Below are 17,384 nucleotides of genomic sequence, written 5' to 3'. Positions count from 1 at the left end.
AGCTCCTCTAGAAACCAAGACTGGATAGCAAGTCATCAACTTCGTCTTGGCTATTCAATACTTCAGGGTTGTTATCACTATTGATGGCTGGACCATGACCTTTTGTGTCATCAACTTCATTTTCTATGTCTTCATGTTCCATACCAGAAATGCTATCAACACGCCCAGCAACAGCAACAAGGTGAACAAGTTTTTCTTCAACATCACGAATTAGTTCTGTTACGCGTGTAATAACTTGTCCAGTTAAATCTTGATAACCTTGTTCCAAAAGAATGGCATTCAGATTTGAATGCAGAGTTGTTGCACTTTCATCTGCTGTTTGCAGAAATACATCAATTCGTTTGTAAAGCTCACGAAATTCAGCTGGAGTTAAATCACGCTGAATAAGTCGGCCCCAATCTTTTCTTAGGTCTCTTGCTTGATCTTGTAGTTGGCTAGCAACTGGAACGCTACTATCGACCATATCCATAGTAGTGTTTGCAGCGCTGTTGGTCATATCAATGACATAGTTCAAGCGGTCAGTCGCATCGGTAATTTTTGATGCACCATCAACTTGATCAACAATTTGATCAACAGAATCAACTTTGAAATCTCGGATAGCATCGTGAAGGCTGCGAGTCAGATAGCCAACTTCGTTATAGAAGTTGTTATGACGCGCTTCACTAAGATCTTGAATAATTTTAATCGCACCAGCGAAGTCGCCAGTTTCAATACGATTAATTAAATCTACTGCACCATCTTTCACCTGAGTCTCAAATTCACCAAGCCGCAACTTAGAATTATCAGACATTCTCAGCCCCTATTTTCCGGCATCAATTCGTTCAAAAATCTTCTCGATTTTTTCTTTTAACGCCACTGCAGTAAATGGTTTTACAACATAACCATTAACCCCTGCTTGTGCAGCGGAAATAATTTGGTCTCGCTTAGCCTCAGCAGTAACCATCAAAACTGGAATTGTTTTGAGTTTTTCATCCGCCCTCACAGAGCGAAGCAACTCAATTCCAGTCATACCTGGCATATTCCAGTCAGTTACCAAGAAATCTATGGTTCCTGTCTGCAATATAGGTAATGCAGTTGTCCCATCATCAGCTTCAACTGTATTGGTAAATCCCAAATCCCTTAGTAAATTTTTGATGATACGCCTCATTGTTGAGAAATCATCAACGATTAGGATCTTCATGTTTTTATCCAATGCAACCTCCACAACCCAAAGGTAGTCTATCAAAGCTCATATTTAATCTCGCCAATCACTTAATCTAGCTTTAAGACGCATAGCTGCTTGACTATGTATCTGACTCACTCGCGATTCACTCACACCTAACACAGAACCGATTTCTTTAAGGTTAAGTTCATCATTGTAATACAAGGATAGAACTAACTTTTCTCGTTCTGGTAAAGAATCTATTTCTTGCGCCAATTGTTTTTGAAAACCTAAGTCTTCAACAAAAGAGTATGGCGCACTATCCTCTTCATTATCTGTCTCAATATTTAACCCTTCAGAGTCAAGCAACTCTTCAAAACTAAATAACTGAGTAGACATACTTGATTGCAACATCTCATGATATTCATTTAGCCCAATATCCATTGCTTGAGATATTTCAAAATCACTAGCTTCACGACCAAGCTTAGCTTCTAATTCTTTAATCGCACTAGCTATTGCTCGCCCATTTCGACGTACTGACCTAGGAGCCCAGTCACTTTTACGGACCTCATCCATGATAGAGCCACGAATACGGATTCCGGCATAAGTTTCAAAACTAGCACCTTTTGTTGACTCAAAGCGTTTAAACGCCTCAATCAATCCCATCATCCCCGCTTGAATTAAATCATCCAGCTCAACACTGCTTGGTAACCTCGCAAGCAGATGATAGGCAATTTTTTTAACCAAGAAACCGTATTCATCAATAATTTGATTAACTGATGGTGCCGGTTTTTGATTATAGGCATTTAGACCTGTTCTGGACTGCATAATCAAAGATGAACGTAACCTTATATTTGTTAAACCAATACTCTTGAAATAACTGTACTATATTGTTCTATAACTTACTGGTTGAAATAACATAAAGTTACTAACTACCGTATTTCAATGAGCTGTATATATGACTATATTGCTCCGCAGTATAAACTGCTCGGCTTATTATATTGTGTGCTCTTGCAGGTTGAATATCATCTGGAATGCGCTGCCCATCTGCGATGTAGACGACTGGCAACCTCTCTTCAATAACAACACTAACCGCCTCACCTAGTGAAGCAGATTCATCTAGCTTACTTAACACACAACCATCTAATTGCACCTGAGCATACACATCAACAACAGTTTTTAATACTTGTCTTTGACTTGTACAGGGTAATACTAGCAATTTTTTTAAATCTGAATGAGCCCTTTTCATCATAAGCAATTGACGTTCTAGGTTTCTATCCCTTGGATTCATACCTGCAGTATCAACTAAAACGAGTGAAAAGTTAGAATATTTATCAAGTACTTCATTCAAATCTGAATATTCATTAACAACAACAACAGGAACATTCAATATACGACCAAATGTACGAAGTTGTTCATGCGCTGCAATTCTATATGTATCAGTTGTCACTAAAACAACACTGTCTGAGCCATGCTTTAAAACATGTTGCGCAGCAATCTTGCCAATTGTTGTTGTTTTACCAACGCCTGTTGGCCCCATAAACGCATAACAACCATGCATTTCAGAACCTTGTTTCTTAACTGGTATATGTTCAGCCAAATGAGATAACACTCGATTCCAATCGTCTTCACGTCCCAGTAACTCGACATCATCCAGAATACCAGAGACAATACTTGACGATAATCCGAGGGAGGTCAATCTCTCTTTTACTTTTGCTTGTGCAGGGTCAAGGTCATTTTTCTTGGTATCACCCAGCTTACGCTGCTGCTCAAGCAACTCCTTTACCTTTTGCAGTTCAGCTTCCATCTCTTTTAATTGAGCACTTTCCTCTTGCTGCTTAATAGATAAAGACTCTTCGATAACAGGATCTTCATCTACCATGGAAACATATTTATTAGCAGGTACCGACGACATTTTCTGAGCAAGATCAGCTTGATGATTTACTTGTGAAATTTCAGGCTGCTTAGCTTGTTCAATTCGCTCTTGATAGCTTTGTTGAGGCGCTGTTTTAGCAGTAACAGGAGGAGGCTCAGGTTTAGGCTGACTTGAGTAGTTTGAAGGCATGCTACCGTCATAATCTAGAGCGGCAACTATTTCGATCTCTCCGCTTGCAAGGCGTTGATTAGACAGAATTACGGCATCAGGGCCTACAGCGTCGCGTACTTTGCGAATCGCTTGGCGCATATCTGCTGCTCGAAACCGCCTTATCTGCATTAAAGACCTATCCTTTAAAGTTAATTTCTCTTACAAATCCATAGCTTACCCGAAAGAATTTGATAAATATAGAAAGATATCAGGGCAAGTACAGCAATTTTACTGACCAATAACGCCTACGACTGTAATTCGCTTATGATCTGGAACCTCTTGGTACGACAAAACAGCCATATTTATACCACCATAACGCATAAATCTTGCCAACATAGGCCTAATAGGTGCAGATACAATCAATATAGGTGTATTACCATTACTTTCTTGCTGTTCAGAAGACTGCCTTAATGAAGTTTGTAGCTGCTCAGCCATTGAAGGTTCTAAGATCAAAGCCTCTTCATTCTTAACACCCGCTTGTTGACTTTGCTGGACCGTTTGCATCAGCATTTTTTCTAGCTCAGGGTCTAAGGTTAATACAGGAATCTCATCAACCCCTTCAGCTAGAGTTTGTACGATTAAACGTGACAAAGAGGTCCTCACTGCAGCAGTAAGCACCATAGGGTCTTGAGACTTAGGAACAACTCCCATAATAGCTTCTGCAATTGTTCTCATATCGCGTAAAGGCACTCCTTCAACTAAAAGATTTTGCAGTATTTTCAACAACACACTTACAGGCACAGTGTTAGGTACCAATTCTTCTGCCAACTTAGGGTTATGCTGTTTTAATAACTCTAGCAGTTGCTGCACTTCATCATGACCAATCAACTCATGAGCATGCTTATGCATAATCTGATTAATATGTGTTGCAACAACGGTACTTACATCAACAACGGTATAGCCATAAGTTTGTGCTTGATCTCTTTTTTTAGGATCAATCCATACAGCATCTAGGCCAAAAGAAGGGTCTTTATCAGGTATTCCATCTAATTTTCCAAATACTTGTCCAGGGTCGATTGCCAGCTCTTTGTCCGAATGAACCTCGGCATCCGCTAAACTAACACCCATGAGCGTCACTCTATAGGCATTAGGCAGAAGGTCTAAGTTATCCCTAATATGAACACTGGGCACTAAAAAACCCAAATCTTGAGATAATTTACGCCTTACACCCTTAATCCTTGCTAACAATTCACCACCTTGAGACTTATCAACAAGAGGAATAAGTCGGTAGCCCACTTCTAGACCTAAGATATCAACAGGAGCAACATCATCCCAGCTTAAGTCTTTTGACTCTGGTGTCTGAGGAGCATCTGAACCATCAGCTGATGTGGCACGTGTTTTTGTCTTCGCTTGGCTTTTCTGTTTTTCTCTATATTCAAAGAAGTAAGCTAAACCAGCCATCAAAGCAGCAAGTGACAAGAAGGATAAGTGTGGCATACCTGGCACTATCCCCATGATCCCCATCACAGCCGCCGCCACATAAAGCGCTTTAGAGCTGGAGAACATCTGTCTGACAACCTGACTCCCCATATCACCTGACTCATTTACTCGGGTAACCATAATGGCAGCAGATGTAGACAACATTAGAGAAGGTATTTGTGCAACTAAACCATCACCGATTGTAAGCAATGAATATTTAGTAATAGCATCGTTAAAAGTCAATCCATGCTGCGCCATACCGATAGCAAAGCCACCTATGATGTTGATACCCAAAATCATTAAACCGGCAACAGCATCACCCTTAACAAACTTACTCGCACCATCCATGGAGCCATAAAACTCAGCTTCAGAGGCAATTTCTGCTCGTCGTATTTTTGCTTCATCAGGGTTTATCATGCCCGCATTCAAATCAGCATCGATTGCCATTTGCTTACCAGGCATAGCGTCAAGCGTAAAGCGAGCACTTACTTCAGATATTCGTCCAGCACCCTTTGTGATTACAGCAAAGTTAATTATCATTAAGATGGCGAAGACAACAAAACCAACAACATAATTACCACCGACTACCACTTCGCCAAAAGCCTCAATAACCTTACCGGCAGCATCTCCTCCTTCGTGGCCATACAAAAGTACAACCCTAGTGGAAGCAACATTTAGCGCTAATCGTAATAAGGTGGCAACTAAGAGAACAGTGGGGAATACAGCAAAATCTAGAGGTCGTAAAGAATAAATAGAAACAAGCAATACAACGATGGCGAGCGCAATATTAAAGGTAAAAAGTACATCCAATAGAAATGCTGGAATTGGCAATATCATCATAGCCAAAAGAGACAAAAGCAGGAATGGCACTCCTAAGTTACCATTTGCTAGCCCCTTGGCTTGGCCAAGTACTTGTTGACGATCAAACTTCAATATTAAATCCTAAAACTACACTATGTCTTTTAACAAAAAATAACAGTCAATTTAATATTCACCGTCCCAATGAAACTCCTGAGGCACATCCACATTTGGAACCCCATCGGGTGCTTTGGCACCAAACATGCGAGATTGCTTTAACTGATAAACGTAAGCCAAAATTTGCGCGACCGACTGAAATAAACCTGTCGGTATTTCTTCACCAATGTCAGTATGATGGTAAATAGAACGCGCTAAAACAGGGGATTGTATCACAGGGATATTATGGAAAGCCCCTATCTCTCTAATTTTAAGGGCGACAAAATCGTTACCTTTTGCAAGTAGCTTTGGCGCTCCCTTAGCACCAGCCTCATACTTTAATGCAACAGAGAAGTGTGTTGGGTTGGTAATAATAACATCGGCATTAGGAACATCCTCCATCATACGCCGCATAGATGCTTGACGCTGAGTTTGCCTTATCCTTGCTTTAATTTGAGGGTCACCTTCAGCATTTTTATATTCATCCTTTGTCTCTTGCTTGGTCATCTTTAGTTTATCTTTATGCGTCCAGGCTTGATAGGGGACATCTACAGCAGCAATGAGCAACACAGCAAGAGAAACATAAACAAACGCCCAAATTACGACATCGATAGCGTGCTCTAAAGCTAGCTCTATAGATTGGAAAGGAACTAGAAGCATCTCTGGCAAATATATTTTGAGAACAAAAAAAGCCACAATCAAGACAAGCGACACTTTTGCAATCGATTTCAATAACTCAACTAATGAGTTCAATGAAAACATGCGCTTAAGACCGGAGATAGGGTTCATTTTACTTAACTTAGGAATAACTGGTTCCCAAGAGAAATTAAAGCCACCAAGCGCAACACTCCCGACTATGCCAGCTATTGCAAGCACTATCATCATAACGATTAGGGAGTCCATCATAGCAATAGAGGAGTCTGACAAATGGATTACCATTTTCGAGACATCAAACATATCCGCACGAGTTAATACGAAATTAAACTCAAAAACATTAGACATATCTTGAGCCAACAAAGTGCCTGTTGCGTAAAGGCTTGCAGCGGCGATTAGGAGAAGTAACGCTGAACTAAGGTCTTTCGATCTAGGTAAATTACCTTTATTTCGGGCCTCGTCCAGCTTTTTACTACTGGCGTCCTCCGTTTTTTCTGCGCCATCTTCGTTTTCAGCCATCTAGCCTCAACCCCCACTTATCTTTCATCCAAGTTGTTAACTCACTAAAGAAAAGACGATAAATTTCTAAAAAGTCTTCTAACATAATCCAAAAGAAGAACAAGGAGAAAAGCATTATCACCGGAAACCCTAATGCAAAAATATTTAATTGAGGCGAGGCTTTAGCCACTACACCAAAAGATAAATTCATTACCAACACAGCAATAGATAAAGGCAAAACCATAAGTAATGCTTTCTCAAACATCCAACCACCAAGAAGCACTATGTCATAATAAAACTCAGAATTAAATCCTTGCCCTATTGGCCAGTACTCAAAACTCTCCACTAGATACTCAAGCATCACATGGTGGCCATCTGTCATAAGAAAAGCCAAACCAACCATAGTTAAATAGTACTGACCTAAGGTTGCAACAGAAATACCGTTTGCAGGGTCATTCGACATAGCAAAACCAAGGCCTGCCTTCATAGCAGCAAGCTGCCCAGCCAAAGAGAAGACTTGAAAAAGAATACTGACAATGAAACCAAGCACTACGCCAATAATCATTTGCTCAACAATTAAAACAACAAAATAAGGAGAAACGGGATCATAGGCAGGTACAGCAACAACAGGCGTAACAATAATGGCTATAACAAAGGCAAAAGCTATTCGAATACGAGTACTAACAAGCTGAGTACCGAATAGTGGTAAGGCCATCAGAAAAGCCCCTATTCGAAAAAAAGGTAGTAAGAAACTTACCGTAAGCCCCAAGAGCTCATCCGGATAAATCTGTAACATCAGCCAATAATCAGTGGAATATCAATAAAGAGCTGAGAGGTGAAGTCGACTAACTTCTGCAAGAGCCAAGGCCCTAAGTAGATGATTACGAGAATAGTAACAATAAGACGAGGTAAAAATGTTAAGGTCTGTTCGTTAATTTGGGTCGCCGCCTGAAACACACTCACAATTAGACCTACAATTAAGCTTGGCACCATCACAGCTCCTACCATAATAACGATAAGAAGAAATGCCTGCCCATATAAATCTAATACTACCTGTGGATCCACGTCAGACTCCAAAGCTAGCGGCTAAAGTACCCATTATCATCGCCCAGCCATCAACCATTACAAACAACATAATTTTAAAAGGCAAAGAAATAATAATCGGCGATAGCATCATCATACCCATCGCCATTAATACACTTGCCACCACCATATCTAATACTAGAAAAGGAATAAAAATCATAAAGCCAATCTGAAACGCTGTTTTAAGTTCACTTGCAACAAAAGCAGGCATCAAAATAGTAAAAGGTAAGGTTTCTAAAGACTCTATTTGCCCTTCTTTGCCTGCTAATTTAACAAACAAAGCAATATCACTCTCTCGGGTCTGGGCCAACATGAAATCACGAATAGGCACAGAAGCCGCTTCAACAGCTTGAATAGAAGTCATTTCCTCCTTTAAATAAGGCTGTAAAGCAACAGCATTAATTTTATCCAAGGTGGGAGTCATTATGAAAAGCGTTAGAAAAAGTGCCATGCCTACCATAATTTGATTGGAAGGCGTTTGTTGCAACCCTATCGCTTGTCGCAATATAGCCAGCACTACCACAATTCGAGTAAATGCGGTCATCATGGTGAGCGCTGCAGGCAAAAGTGTCAGCGCAGTCATTATGAATAAAATTTGCAAAGACACACTATAGTCTTGCGTGCCATCATCATTCGTCGTCACAGTTAACGCAGGTAAACCGACTTCAGCGATCGCATTAGTAGAAAATAGAAGAGATATCAGAGGAATTAAAATAAAGGAAAAGCGAGTCATTCAGCCTCGTCCTTACTCTCAGATGCGGACTGAACATTATTAGGAATATAATCAGAAAAAGCGATGTTTTTTTCCGATAAGGTTTTAATTAAAGAAATGGATTGCCCAGTTACACCTAGCAATAATTTCTGTTGATCAACCTCAATCACCACAAGCTTTTCTTTTGCCCCCAGAGCCTGAACGTTCAGAATCTGAATTGGCGTATTGCCAAACTTCCCCTGTACCTTCTGAATTTTTTTCATTGCCCAAATAGACAGGGGAATAAGCGCAATTACAAACGCCAAAGACAGCAACATCTTCCAAATAGAAGATGCTGACATCAAATCATTAATACCTGAGGCAAAAAGATAACCCGGAAGCATTAAGACTAAAAAACTAACACTAAGAGTAAAGTACTTCACTTAATACGCTTAATTCGTTCGCTCGGACTCACTACATCAGTCAAGCGAATCCCATATTTATCATTTACTACAACAACTTCACCATGAGCAATCAAGGTGCCATTTACCAACACATCCAAAGGCTCGCCTGCATAGCGATCTAACTCTACAACAGAGCCCTGTGTTAATTGCAATAAGTTTCGAATTGCTATGGATGTACTCCCCAACTCCATCGATAAAGTAACAGGAATATCCATGATAAGATCCATACCAGCTGGCGTTTCTTGCCCACCAACCGCTGGCGTTAGCTCTTCAAGTTCAACTGGTTGAGCATCTTGTTCGGACATGGCCGCAGCCCATTCATCCTCGACACCATCCCCACCAGTTTCACCAGCCTCGGCCATAGCTTCAGCCCACTCATCGGCTAAACCTTCATCCATTCCTGCTTGATCTGGGGATTCTTCAGACATCTATCTAATCTCGTTACTTTGGTAGTTTATAATTTTCAACAACTTGAACCGAATACTTCTCATTACTCACTCCTAACTTACCTTTTATTGTTGGTAAGCCATTTGCTTTGACAGTAATAAATTCGGGAATTTCAACAGGAATAATATCACCTGCTTTAAACTTCAACACATCTTGCAGAGGAACATCAACATGAGCAACTGCTGCAGACAACTCAACTTTTAAATCTTTGACATCTTGCTGTAAAGATTTCCCCCACCTATCATCTTTCTCGTCCACATCACTCTGCACACCTGCATCTAACAGCTCACGTACAGGTTCTATCATAGAGTATGGCAAGGTGATATGAAGCTCTCCACCACCTCCATCAAGCTCAATATGGAAGGTTGAAACAACTACAACTTCACTAGGACTCACTATGTTTGCCATAGCTGGGTTCACTTCTGAACTAATGTAATCTAGCTCTACTGTTAATACAGGCGCCCAAGCTTCTGTCAAATCGACAAAAACTTGCTCCAACATTAGCTGAACAATACGTATTTCAGTAGGAGTAAATTCTCGACCCTCAATTTTAGCATGTCGACCATCACCACCAAAAAAGTTGTCAACTAATTTAAAGACTAATTTAGCATCTAAAATAAAAAGAGCGGTACTTCTTAAAGGTCTAAATTTAACCAAGTTCAAACTTGTTGGGACGTACAGAGTATGTACATACTCACCAAACTTCATGATTTGCAAACCGCCCGAAGAAACATCAGCGGTTCTTCGAAGCAAATTAAACAAACTAATACGAGTATAACGGGCAAAACGCTCATTAATCATTTCAAGCGTTGGCATTCTGCCACGAACGATTCTTTCCTGACTTGTTATATCGTAGGAGGCAACACCTCCTTCATCCGAATTATCATCCTCTTCGGGTTTTTCATCTGCACCATGTAAGAGAGCATCAATCTCATCTTGGGATAATAGATCTTGAGCAGACATAAATTCTTACTGCATCACAAAGTTAGTAAATAAAACATCTTCAACACCTGCGGCACCCGTTTCCTGCTGCAAAATTGTATTGATAGACTCTACCGAAGCAGCCTTAAGCGCTAGCTTACCTTCTGTTGATTGCAGCTCACTAAAGACCTGGCTAGAAAACAATAGGACAAGGCTATTTCGAATTAATGGCATGTGTATCTTTATCGCATCAATTTGTGCTTGATCACGAGATTTAACTGTTAGGTTTAGCTGTAAATATCTTTGCTTTCCATCCACAATAAAATCCACGACAAATGCGGGGTCAAGTTTTAAATAAATCGCAGGACCAGTTGCCGCTGCGCCAACATCTTGACTCGTCTCAGCACTGTCAGCCGCTGCAGCATCGTCTTCACTACTATCACTTAATAAAAAGAAAGCTGCACCACCACCTATAGCCAATACAAGAACAGCAGCTACGATAATGATAATTAACTTACCCTTACCACCTTTAGCACCTTCTTCAGCAGTTACATCTAAATCTTCATCAGCCATGTAATACCCTTAATCTCTCATTAAAAAGTGTTGTATTATCATATTGATACAATACAAACATTACTATCTGTCATTCTACTAGGTTTTGATGCTAGTACCATAGCTTTTAGGTAATCTTGCTATATCATGCATAAAAATCGACTTTTGAACGAGACACATTCGCTTCATTCATCATCAAACTTGAATCAACCTCTTCTGAATCTGTATCTAAATCATGCTGAGCAAACTGGTTATCAGCATCCTCTCCTGATTGTTGTGAGCCAGATCCTTGCTGAGAAACATTAACGTCTACTTCGGCTAACTCCACACCTTGCTGCGCCATCATTTCACGCAGCCTTTGAACCTGACCTTCAAGCAAATCTTTAACTTGAGTTGATGCTGCAACAAAACTTACAGTAGCAACATCAGAATCAACAGACACTTTAACTGTTAAGCTTCCTAACTCTGGAGGATCCAAATGAATTTCAGCTTGCTGTATGCCTTGCCTATTCATCCACATCATCTTTTCTCCCATCTCTGAAGACCAGTTAGGATGATTTGGAGGAACTTGCATTGTCATATTTGCAGGATTACTTGTGTTAGTCACTGCTGTCGCCAGACCAAGCTTTGTCTCAACAGCTGCAGTTGGGGCCGTACTGATTGTATTTGTTCCCAAACTACTATCCCCTAGCCCAGAGCGAGTCGAGCTAGACGTATCTAGTTGTCGACCTAACTCTGGCTCAATTTTATTGGCATTATTATTTTTAAACTCAGTTTCAATTAACATTTCAGATTCAGGACCTGCCTCTAACAAGCCTGACTCACCAGCAGCCAAGCCTAAGGACAAAGGTGCAGCTACTTTTGTCATTTGATCTGTATTTTGTGCCAAAGCGGGACTTACTGGAGCAGTTGATTTAATCAACTCAGCCCCCATTCCCAACTCCGCTGTTACTTGTTGCTCCCTTGGCATTTGCTGCATTATCCAATCAAGGTCAGCATTTTCGGCTAATTCTGATGACACAAGACCAGAGCTAGGCGTAATCGATTTAGCGCTTTCAGCTACTACTTGCGACTTAGTATCACGCGATAACGCACCTACACCTAACAAAGCTAAACCAGCAGATACATCAAGCGAATCACTTTCTGGAACAAGACTTTGAGTTGCTTTATTAGCATCACTCTTAGCAAGATTTTCAAGCTGTTCATTGAGTAATCCGGATACCTCACTATCAGAAGTGGTTGCTTTAGAACTTGATGCAAGATTCGTAGTCGCAGCACTAGCTGCCAACCCAGTAGCTAGGCTAGTAGAAGCATTCGCGACTTTTGAATTTGCCTCTACATGCCCCTCAACAGAGCTGGTTAAATCATGAGTAGGATTTGTATCACTTTTAGCTAAACCTGCAGTTGCAGCCAAAGATCCTGAAACAAGTGTATTAGTGGTTAATTCTGCATTTTGATTATTTACCAACTTATTTTCTTCAACAGAGTTAAGCTGAATCTCTCCTTGATTGGCAACTTTTACCCCCTGACTTTGCAAAGAGTTGCCACCTAAGTTTGATTTTTCCCCTTGACCAGCTAATACACTTGAGGGGGGCTGAGTATTTTCAATGAGACCGTCTTTACCCAATTCATGTTCAACAGAAACATTGTGCGCTGAATTAATCGAATTAAAAGTCCCTGATGCAACCCCTTCGTTAGAAACTAGGCTGGCATCAAGACTTTTAGGGTCCAAGCTATCAGGCATATCATTGTCAGATAAACTCCCTCTTCCCTCTAAAGCAAGGTCAGTCTGAGCTGAAACTAGCTCTGTATTTACTATGTCTTCCTGAGAGATATTTGTCGAAGCACCTTGAATAGAAGAACCCTGAACAGAAGAACCCTCAGCAGTTAAATTAGATATATTATCTTGCTCAATTGCGACCAAACCAGCACCAACACTAGCCTCAACGGGAGTTGAGTCAGAGACTAGCTCTTTACTCTCATCCAAATTAGCTTCATCACCAACAAGTACATCAGTCTCAACGCTATCCTCTTTTATAGAGTTACCCGAAGGAGGAACTGTTTGAGAGGGTGAATCAGTAGATAATTCACCACTAACTTGCTGAAAGACGCTATCAAATGAATCGGTTGAAGTGGAAGGCTCGCTTCCAGCACTTGAAGAATTGACGTTAGATTTTGGGGTAATTACAGATAAATTTGAATTTGCTAACATAGAGCCCTCCGATTCACAGATAACCTATGCAAATCAAGGGCCAATTAAAATTTACTTATTTATCCCACTGATACTGAACACCTACCTGATTGCCTTTATCAGAGAAGGTGATGGATTGGCAAAGCTGACCAAGCAAAGGTAAACCTCGATTATAAAGCTCATCAGAGTCTTCTAGTTTCAAGCCAACTTTTGAGGTATCAAAACCATCGCCACTATCTTCAAGCTCAATACTCAATAAACCGCCAACTTCATTAGAAGAAATAGAGACTTTAATTCTAATAAAACCAGTTTCAAGTGTACTTAAGCGCGTTTCACGCTCCATATAATAAAGTACGAAACCATCGTTAGTTGCCTTAAGCTCTGAATTTAATTGCAACACTCCATGCTCTAAAGCATTTGAATAAAGCTCAGACAACATCATAAACACCTGTCCCGAATAACGCTTAAGCCCAGACACTGTCATAATAATTTGCAAGATATAAGGCAAAGGGTCTGTGTTTTTTAAAGAGTCTGCATTTAAGGTATATTCGAAAGAAAAGTCAGATGGCATGTCAAGCTCAGCGGCTTTATCTTGACTCGATTCTTGCTCAACCCCAATAGCATCATGCAACTCTATTTTTAAGCAAGATATATCATCGTGAGAAGAGTCTAGTACACCTTCGGTTTCAAGCTTACGCCTTAACCATGGCATAATATCACCGACCTCAACTCTCCCCTCAATCAAAGAGTTAAGCTGATACTCAGAAAACATCAACCCCTTAGAATCAATAGCTTCATAAATACCATCAGACCAGGCTAAAAACGAATCACCATTTTCAAAACTTACTATCTCTGTTGAATAAGTAAACTCTGACTCCGCAACTATTCCTAACGGCAAGTTATGGGAAACTAAAGGTTGAGGTTTCTTTTGCCTCTGAGAAAAGAAAAGCGCATCAGGTAAACCGCCATTCCAAACCTCTAGTGTTTTATCAGTAATGTTGATGTCAACAAATAAGGCACTACAAAACATATCAGCAGGTAAAATTGCTTTTAACCTACGATTAATTTCTGGCACTATCTGCCTCATTAAGAAGCCTTTACGGGTCCACTCAAAGAAAATATCAGCTAAAGGTAATGCACCAATTGCCGCTGAAAGGCCATGACCAGTAAAATCTCCGATAAGAAGGTGCATTCCGCCATTTGGCTTATAGGCAGCGAGTATCACATCACCATTAAACAAATGATGACCATAATAAAAGGTATTTAAACAAGGGTCAGACAGGCAATTGGAATGGGTAATATTTTCATAGACAACTTTTGCCACTTCTTGCTCATGAATAAGCTGCTCATTATAAGATGAAAGCTTGTCCCTTTGAGACTCTAATGTTTTCTGCAAAGAAAGAATGCGAATAATGGCATCCAATTTAGCAGCGATTAACACTAGATTAAAAGGTTTAGAAATAAAATCACTACCGCCAACCTTGAGACAGTTTACTAAAGAAGATGTATCAGAAAGGCCAGACAAAAAAACAATTGGAATAAAACGTCCACGACTCATCTCTTGTATTTTAATAGCTGCCTCTAGCCCATCACACTCAGGCATAACAACATCAAGACAAACCAATTGCGTTGAATCTGGATCAAACTTTTCTATTGCCTCTAACCCATCCTCTGCAACTTCTACGTTATGCCCAAGACCACTAAGCATAGCTTTTAGTAACAACCTATCAGATGGGTTATCGTCAGCAATTAATATATTAAGAGAAACTAAAGACATGGATTAATGCAGTGAAAACAACCTATCAAAGTTAGCAATACGAAGGATTTTTTCTACTGCGTCATTACAGTGACTCAAGACTATTTCGCCCTGATCTCCACCAGCATAATCCCTAAGAAGCAAAAGCATACCTAAAGCTGAGCTATCAACATAAGTGACTTTCGTCATATCTAACTCAAACTTACAATTACTTTCTACAGAGCTGTAAGCATCTTTAAACGCCTTATGACAACTAAAATCAAACCGTCCTTCAATTTGAATTACTAAGGCATGTTTTTTTTCATCGTATTGTGTCTGCATGATCATACAACTAAATCCTATAAAGTCTTCATGAAGTAATGACAACTTCATCTTTAATAATTTGCCTTCCTTGACACTTAAAGCAAATTGGAAAATAAGAGAATTGAATAACAAATTTTATCTTGTTACCAGATAAAGTTTCTCGCCATTACATTTAAGTACATTAACAAACTAAGGCTTACTCTTTTCTATTAAACGTTCCAATACATCGTCCAAACTGAAAACATCCTTCATCATATTTTCAGAGTGCGAAGTTAATTCATCTTCCTGATTGTTCAAGCTAAACTCCTGTATTGCATTTTTTGCTTTAACCGATCTCTCCTGACAAGACTCTATGTCACTTTCTAATATAGCTAAACTTTCTTTCTCTTGCGCTAATGAATCTTGTAACATTTGTGAAACCGTGTCTATGTCATGACTTAAATCGACAGCAATACTTTGCAAAGCGTCCAATTCAATATCACTTTCATCTTTATTAACTATGGCATTCAACACAGCCACTTTAACCTCAGACATACAATCAGAACTATCTTGCAAGGCATTAACACTCGCCTCAACACCTTTATGAACAATCGTTAGGCTTTGATTCAAGTTCTCATAACCAAGTAACAAATTAGATTCCAACCCCTGCAATGAGTCAGTATTCTTTTTACCTAATTGGGAGGCAAAGAATATGCTATTTTCAACTTTTTGTCTCAGCTCTAAAACAGCACCTTTTAATGGCTCAAAGTCCAACTCATCCTGTGATTCAAATTCACTTTCAGACTCGTCTTCAATAAACGTCACTTCTTGTTTTGTTAATTTATCATTTGCATCAGTTAAAGACTCAGAGAGCATAATAACCAACTCACCAACTTCTTTTAAAGATGTTACTTTCTGCTTTTCTTCTGCAACAGTCATCCCATCAAATAAGTTAATTAGACTTGTTACTGATAGACGTATTTTCTCTAATTGGACAGCTAAAGCAGCAACCTTTGACTCCTCTCTCATCACTCTAACTGGCGCATTCCAAACATCATTAGACATTAATGAAACAAGCTTAGTGACAGCTTCGTACTCTAGCTCATCAAACACTGGAGTAAAGGTTAATAGATAACCAATCAAACGTCCTTCTTCAAAGATTTCTTCTTCATTAAAAGTATAGGCCAAACCGTTAAAACGGAATAATGACGGCAAATTATCATTATTTTTAGTTTCAGCAATTTTAATATCAACCAACTCAAGCGAAGGCTCATCTAAATCACACAAGCTTGATTCAATTTCAACCTGATATTCAGACCATATCAACTCAAACAACTGATTACAGAACACATAGCGCCTGTCACTATTCAAGGCTAAACAAGGCTCCTGAATATTTTGAAAATAATGCTCTAATAAGCTTTTATCCCGCTCAATCACATGCGCATTAACTAGATTAGATTCCTTAAGTTGTTGCAAGTGAAAGAAGATATCCCTAAATTCATCATTATGATGCCAATCTGGTGAATAAGAATATTGTTTATGATGGAATTTTTTTACTAAATTCAGAACACTTTCCAAACCAACTAAAAGCCTCTTTCGCATCAAAGCATAAGTAAAAAGTAAGCCCAGCAAAGTTACTAGAGCGAAGCCAATCACCAAATTTTGAAAAAGCTGAAAGCTGATAAGGTATTCTTGTTTCTTTAATAACTTAAATTCATGTAAAACAGATCTCGCTAAAATAAGGCTTTCCTGAAACCTTTCAATTATCAGCATCTTTTGCTCTACATCTTGAACTTCTAATAGCCTTTCTAAATCTAGCTCTATCACCGGAAAATTATCGATTTCACGATAAATTCGAATCATTTCTTCAAGTTCTGCCGCTACCCTAGCTTGTAAAACTTGCTCTTTATTTGATAATTCTTCAACGCTAGCTGGATCATGTGGAATAATATTCGTCGAATAGATAAATAACTCTAAAGCTTCTAACTGAAGCTCATTCAATTGCTCAAGCATCAAATCAACCCGCTGCTCAGCCACCATGGATTTATTATTTTCTTCAGTGATAAAGAAAAATAGCCCAGACATAACAAGGCAAACCCATAGCATTAAGACGAGCACAGAGCGCGTTAAAAATGTCACTACATTATTACGTCGAGCATTTAAGTTAATTTCTGTCATCTAACGTCCTGAAGCCAAGGTTTAAACATAAAATCTAATCATATAAAAAATACTTATTAAAGAAAAA

Annotated in this window: 17 protein-coding genes; all 17 read right to left on the bottom strand. The window is 39.4% G+C overall.

Annotated elements, in window-relative coordinates:
* Positions 1-7 precede the first annotated feature (7 nt).
* Positions 8-790 (bottom strand): protein phosphatase CheZ, encoded by a 783-nt coding sequence (locus OA91_RS17605; RefSeq protein WP_063339309.1) that lies wholly within the window; start codon positions 788-790, stop codon positions 8-10.
* 9 nt (positions 791-799) lie between these two features.
* Positions 800-1,180: a chemotaxis response regulator CheY gene (locus OA91_RS17600; protein ID WP_438467626.1), complete on the bottom strand. Its 381-nt coding sequence runs from the start codon at positions 1,178-1,180 to the stop codon at positions 800-802.
* A 54-nt stretch (positions 1,181-1,234) separates the two neighbouring features.
* Complete coding sequence (locus OA91_RS17595; RefSeq protein WP_046015174.1) at positions 1,235-1,969, bottom strand: RNA polymerase sigma factor FliA; 735 nt, start codon at positions 1,967-1,969, stop codon at positions 1,235-1,237.
* Between the two features lie 100 nt (positions 1,970-2,069).
* Positions 2,070-3,356 (bottom strand): flagellar biosynthesis protein FlhF, encoded by a 1,287-nt coding sequence (gene flhF / locus OA91_RS17590; RefSeq protein ID WP_063339307.1) that lies wholly within the window; start codon positions 3,354-3,356, stop codon positions 2,070-2,072.
* A 99-nt stretch (positions 3,357-3,455) separates the two neighbouring features.
* Positions 3,456-5,579, bottom strand: a complete 2,124-nt coding sequence (flhA, locus tag OA91_RS17585; protein ID WP_046015172.1) for a flagellar biosynthesis protein FlhA — start codon at positions 5,577-5,579, stop codon at positions 3,456-3,458.
* Positions 5,580-5,630: 51 nt separating this feature from the next.
* Entirely contained in the window at positions 5,631-6,773 is a 1,143-nt protein-coding gene (gene flhB, locus OA91_RS17580) for a flagellar biosynthesis protein FlhB (protein WP_046015171.1), read from the bottom strand.
* The gene (gene fliR / locus OA91_RS17575; protein WP_046015170.1) at positions 6,766-7,548 is read right to left on the bottom strand and encodes a flagellar biosynthetic protein FliR; all 783 of its coding nucleotides are present in this window, start codon (positions 7,546-7,548) and stop codon (positions 6,766-6,768) included. Before fliR ends, flhB begins: the two co-directional genes overlap by 8 nt.
* On the bottom strand, positions 7,548-7,817 hold the full coding sequence (fliQ, locus tag OA91_RS17570; RefSeq protein ID WP_046015169.1) for a flagellar biosynthesis protein FliQ: 270 nt from the start codon (positions 7,815-7,817) through the stop codon (positions 7,548-7,550). Before fliQ ends, fliR begins: the two co-directional genes overlap by 1 nt.
* Position 7,818: 1 nt before the next feature.
* On the bottom strand, positions 7,819-8,568 hold the full coding sequence (gene fliP, locus OA91_RS17565; RefSeq protein WP_046015168.1) for a flagellar type III secretion system pore protein FliP: 750 nt from the start codon (positions 8,566-8,568) through the stop codon (positions 7,819-7,821).
* Complete coding sequence (gene fliO / locus OA91_RS17560) at positions 8,565-8,969, bottom strand: flagellar biosynthetic protein FliO (RefSeq protein ID WP_082827995.1); 405 nt, start codon at positions 8,967-8,969, stop codon at positions 8,565-8,567. Before fliO ends, fliP begins: the two co-directional genes overlap by 4 nt.
* Entirely contained in the window at positions 8,966-9,418 is a 453-nt protein-coding gene (gene fliN, locus OA91_RS17555) for a flagellar motor switch protein FliN (protein ID WP_046015167.1), read from the bottom strand. Before fliN ends, fliO begins: the two co-directional genes overlap by 4 nt.
* Positions 9,419-9,431: 13 nt before the next feature.
* Entirely contained in the window at positions 9,432-10,400 is a 969-nt protein-coding gene (gene fliM, locus OA91_RS17550) for a flagellar motor switch protein FliM (RefSeq protein ID WP_046015166.1), read from the bottom strand.
* A gap of 6 nt (positions 10,401-10,406) precedes the next feature.
* Positions 10,407-10,931, bottom strand: coding sequence for a flagellar basal body-associated FliL family protein (locus OA91_RS17545; protein WP_046015165.1), 525 nt, complete (start codon positions 10,929-10,931; stop codon positions 10,407-10,409).
* Between the two features lie 124 nt (positions 10,932-11,055).
* Entirely contained in the window at positions 11,056-13,122 is a 2,067-nt protein-coding gene (locus tag OA91_RS17540; RefSeq protein WP_063339305.1) for a flagellar hook-length control protein FliK, read from the bottom strand.
* Positions 13,123-13,177: 55 nt separating this feature from the next.
* On the bottom strand, positions 13,178-14,878 hold the full coding sequence (locus OA91_RS17535) for a fused response regulator/phosphatase (RefSeq protein ID WP_046015163.1): 1,701 nt from the start codon (positions 14,876-14,878) through the stop codon (positions 13,178-13,180).
* A gap of 3 nt (positions 14,879-14,881) precedes the next feature.
* Positions 14,882-15,184: an STAS domain-containing protein gene (locus tag OA91_RS17530; RefSeq protein WP_046015162.1), complete on the bottom strand. Its 303-nt coding sequence runs from the start codon at positions 15,182-15,184 to the stop codon at positions 14,882-14,884.
* Positions 15,185-15,349: 165 nt separating this feature from the next.
* On the bottom strand, positions 15,350-17,317 hold the full coding sequence (locus OA91_RS17525; RefSeq protein ID WP_063339304.1) for a hypothetical protein: 1,968 nt from the start codon (positions 17,315-17,317) through the stop codon (positions 15,350-15,352).
* Positions 17,318-17,384: the final 67 nt, after the last annotated feature.

It is taken from the genome of Marinomonas sp. SBI8L, assembly GCF_001624705.1.
Taxonomy (GTDB): Bacteria; Pseudomonadota; Gammaproteobacteria; order Pseudomonadales; family Marinomonadaceae; genus Marinomonas.
The sequence above is the reverse complement of the archived record's forward strand: the minus strand, read 5'-3'. Positions and strand labels throughout refer to the sequence as shown.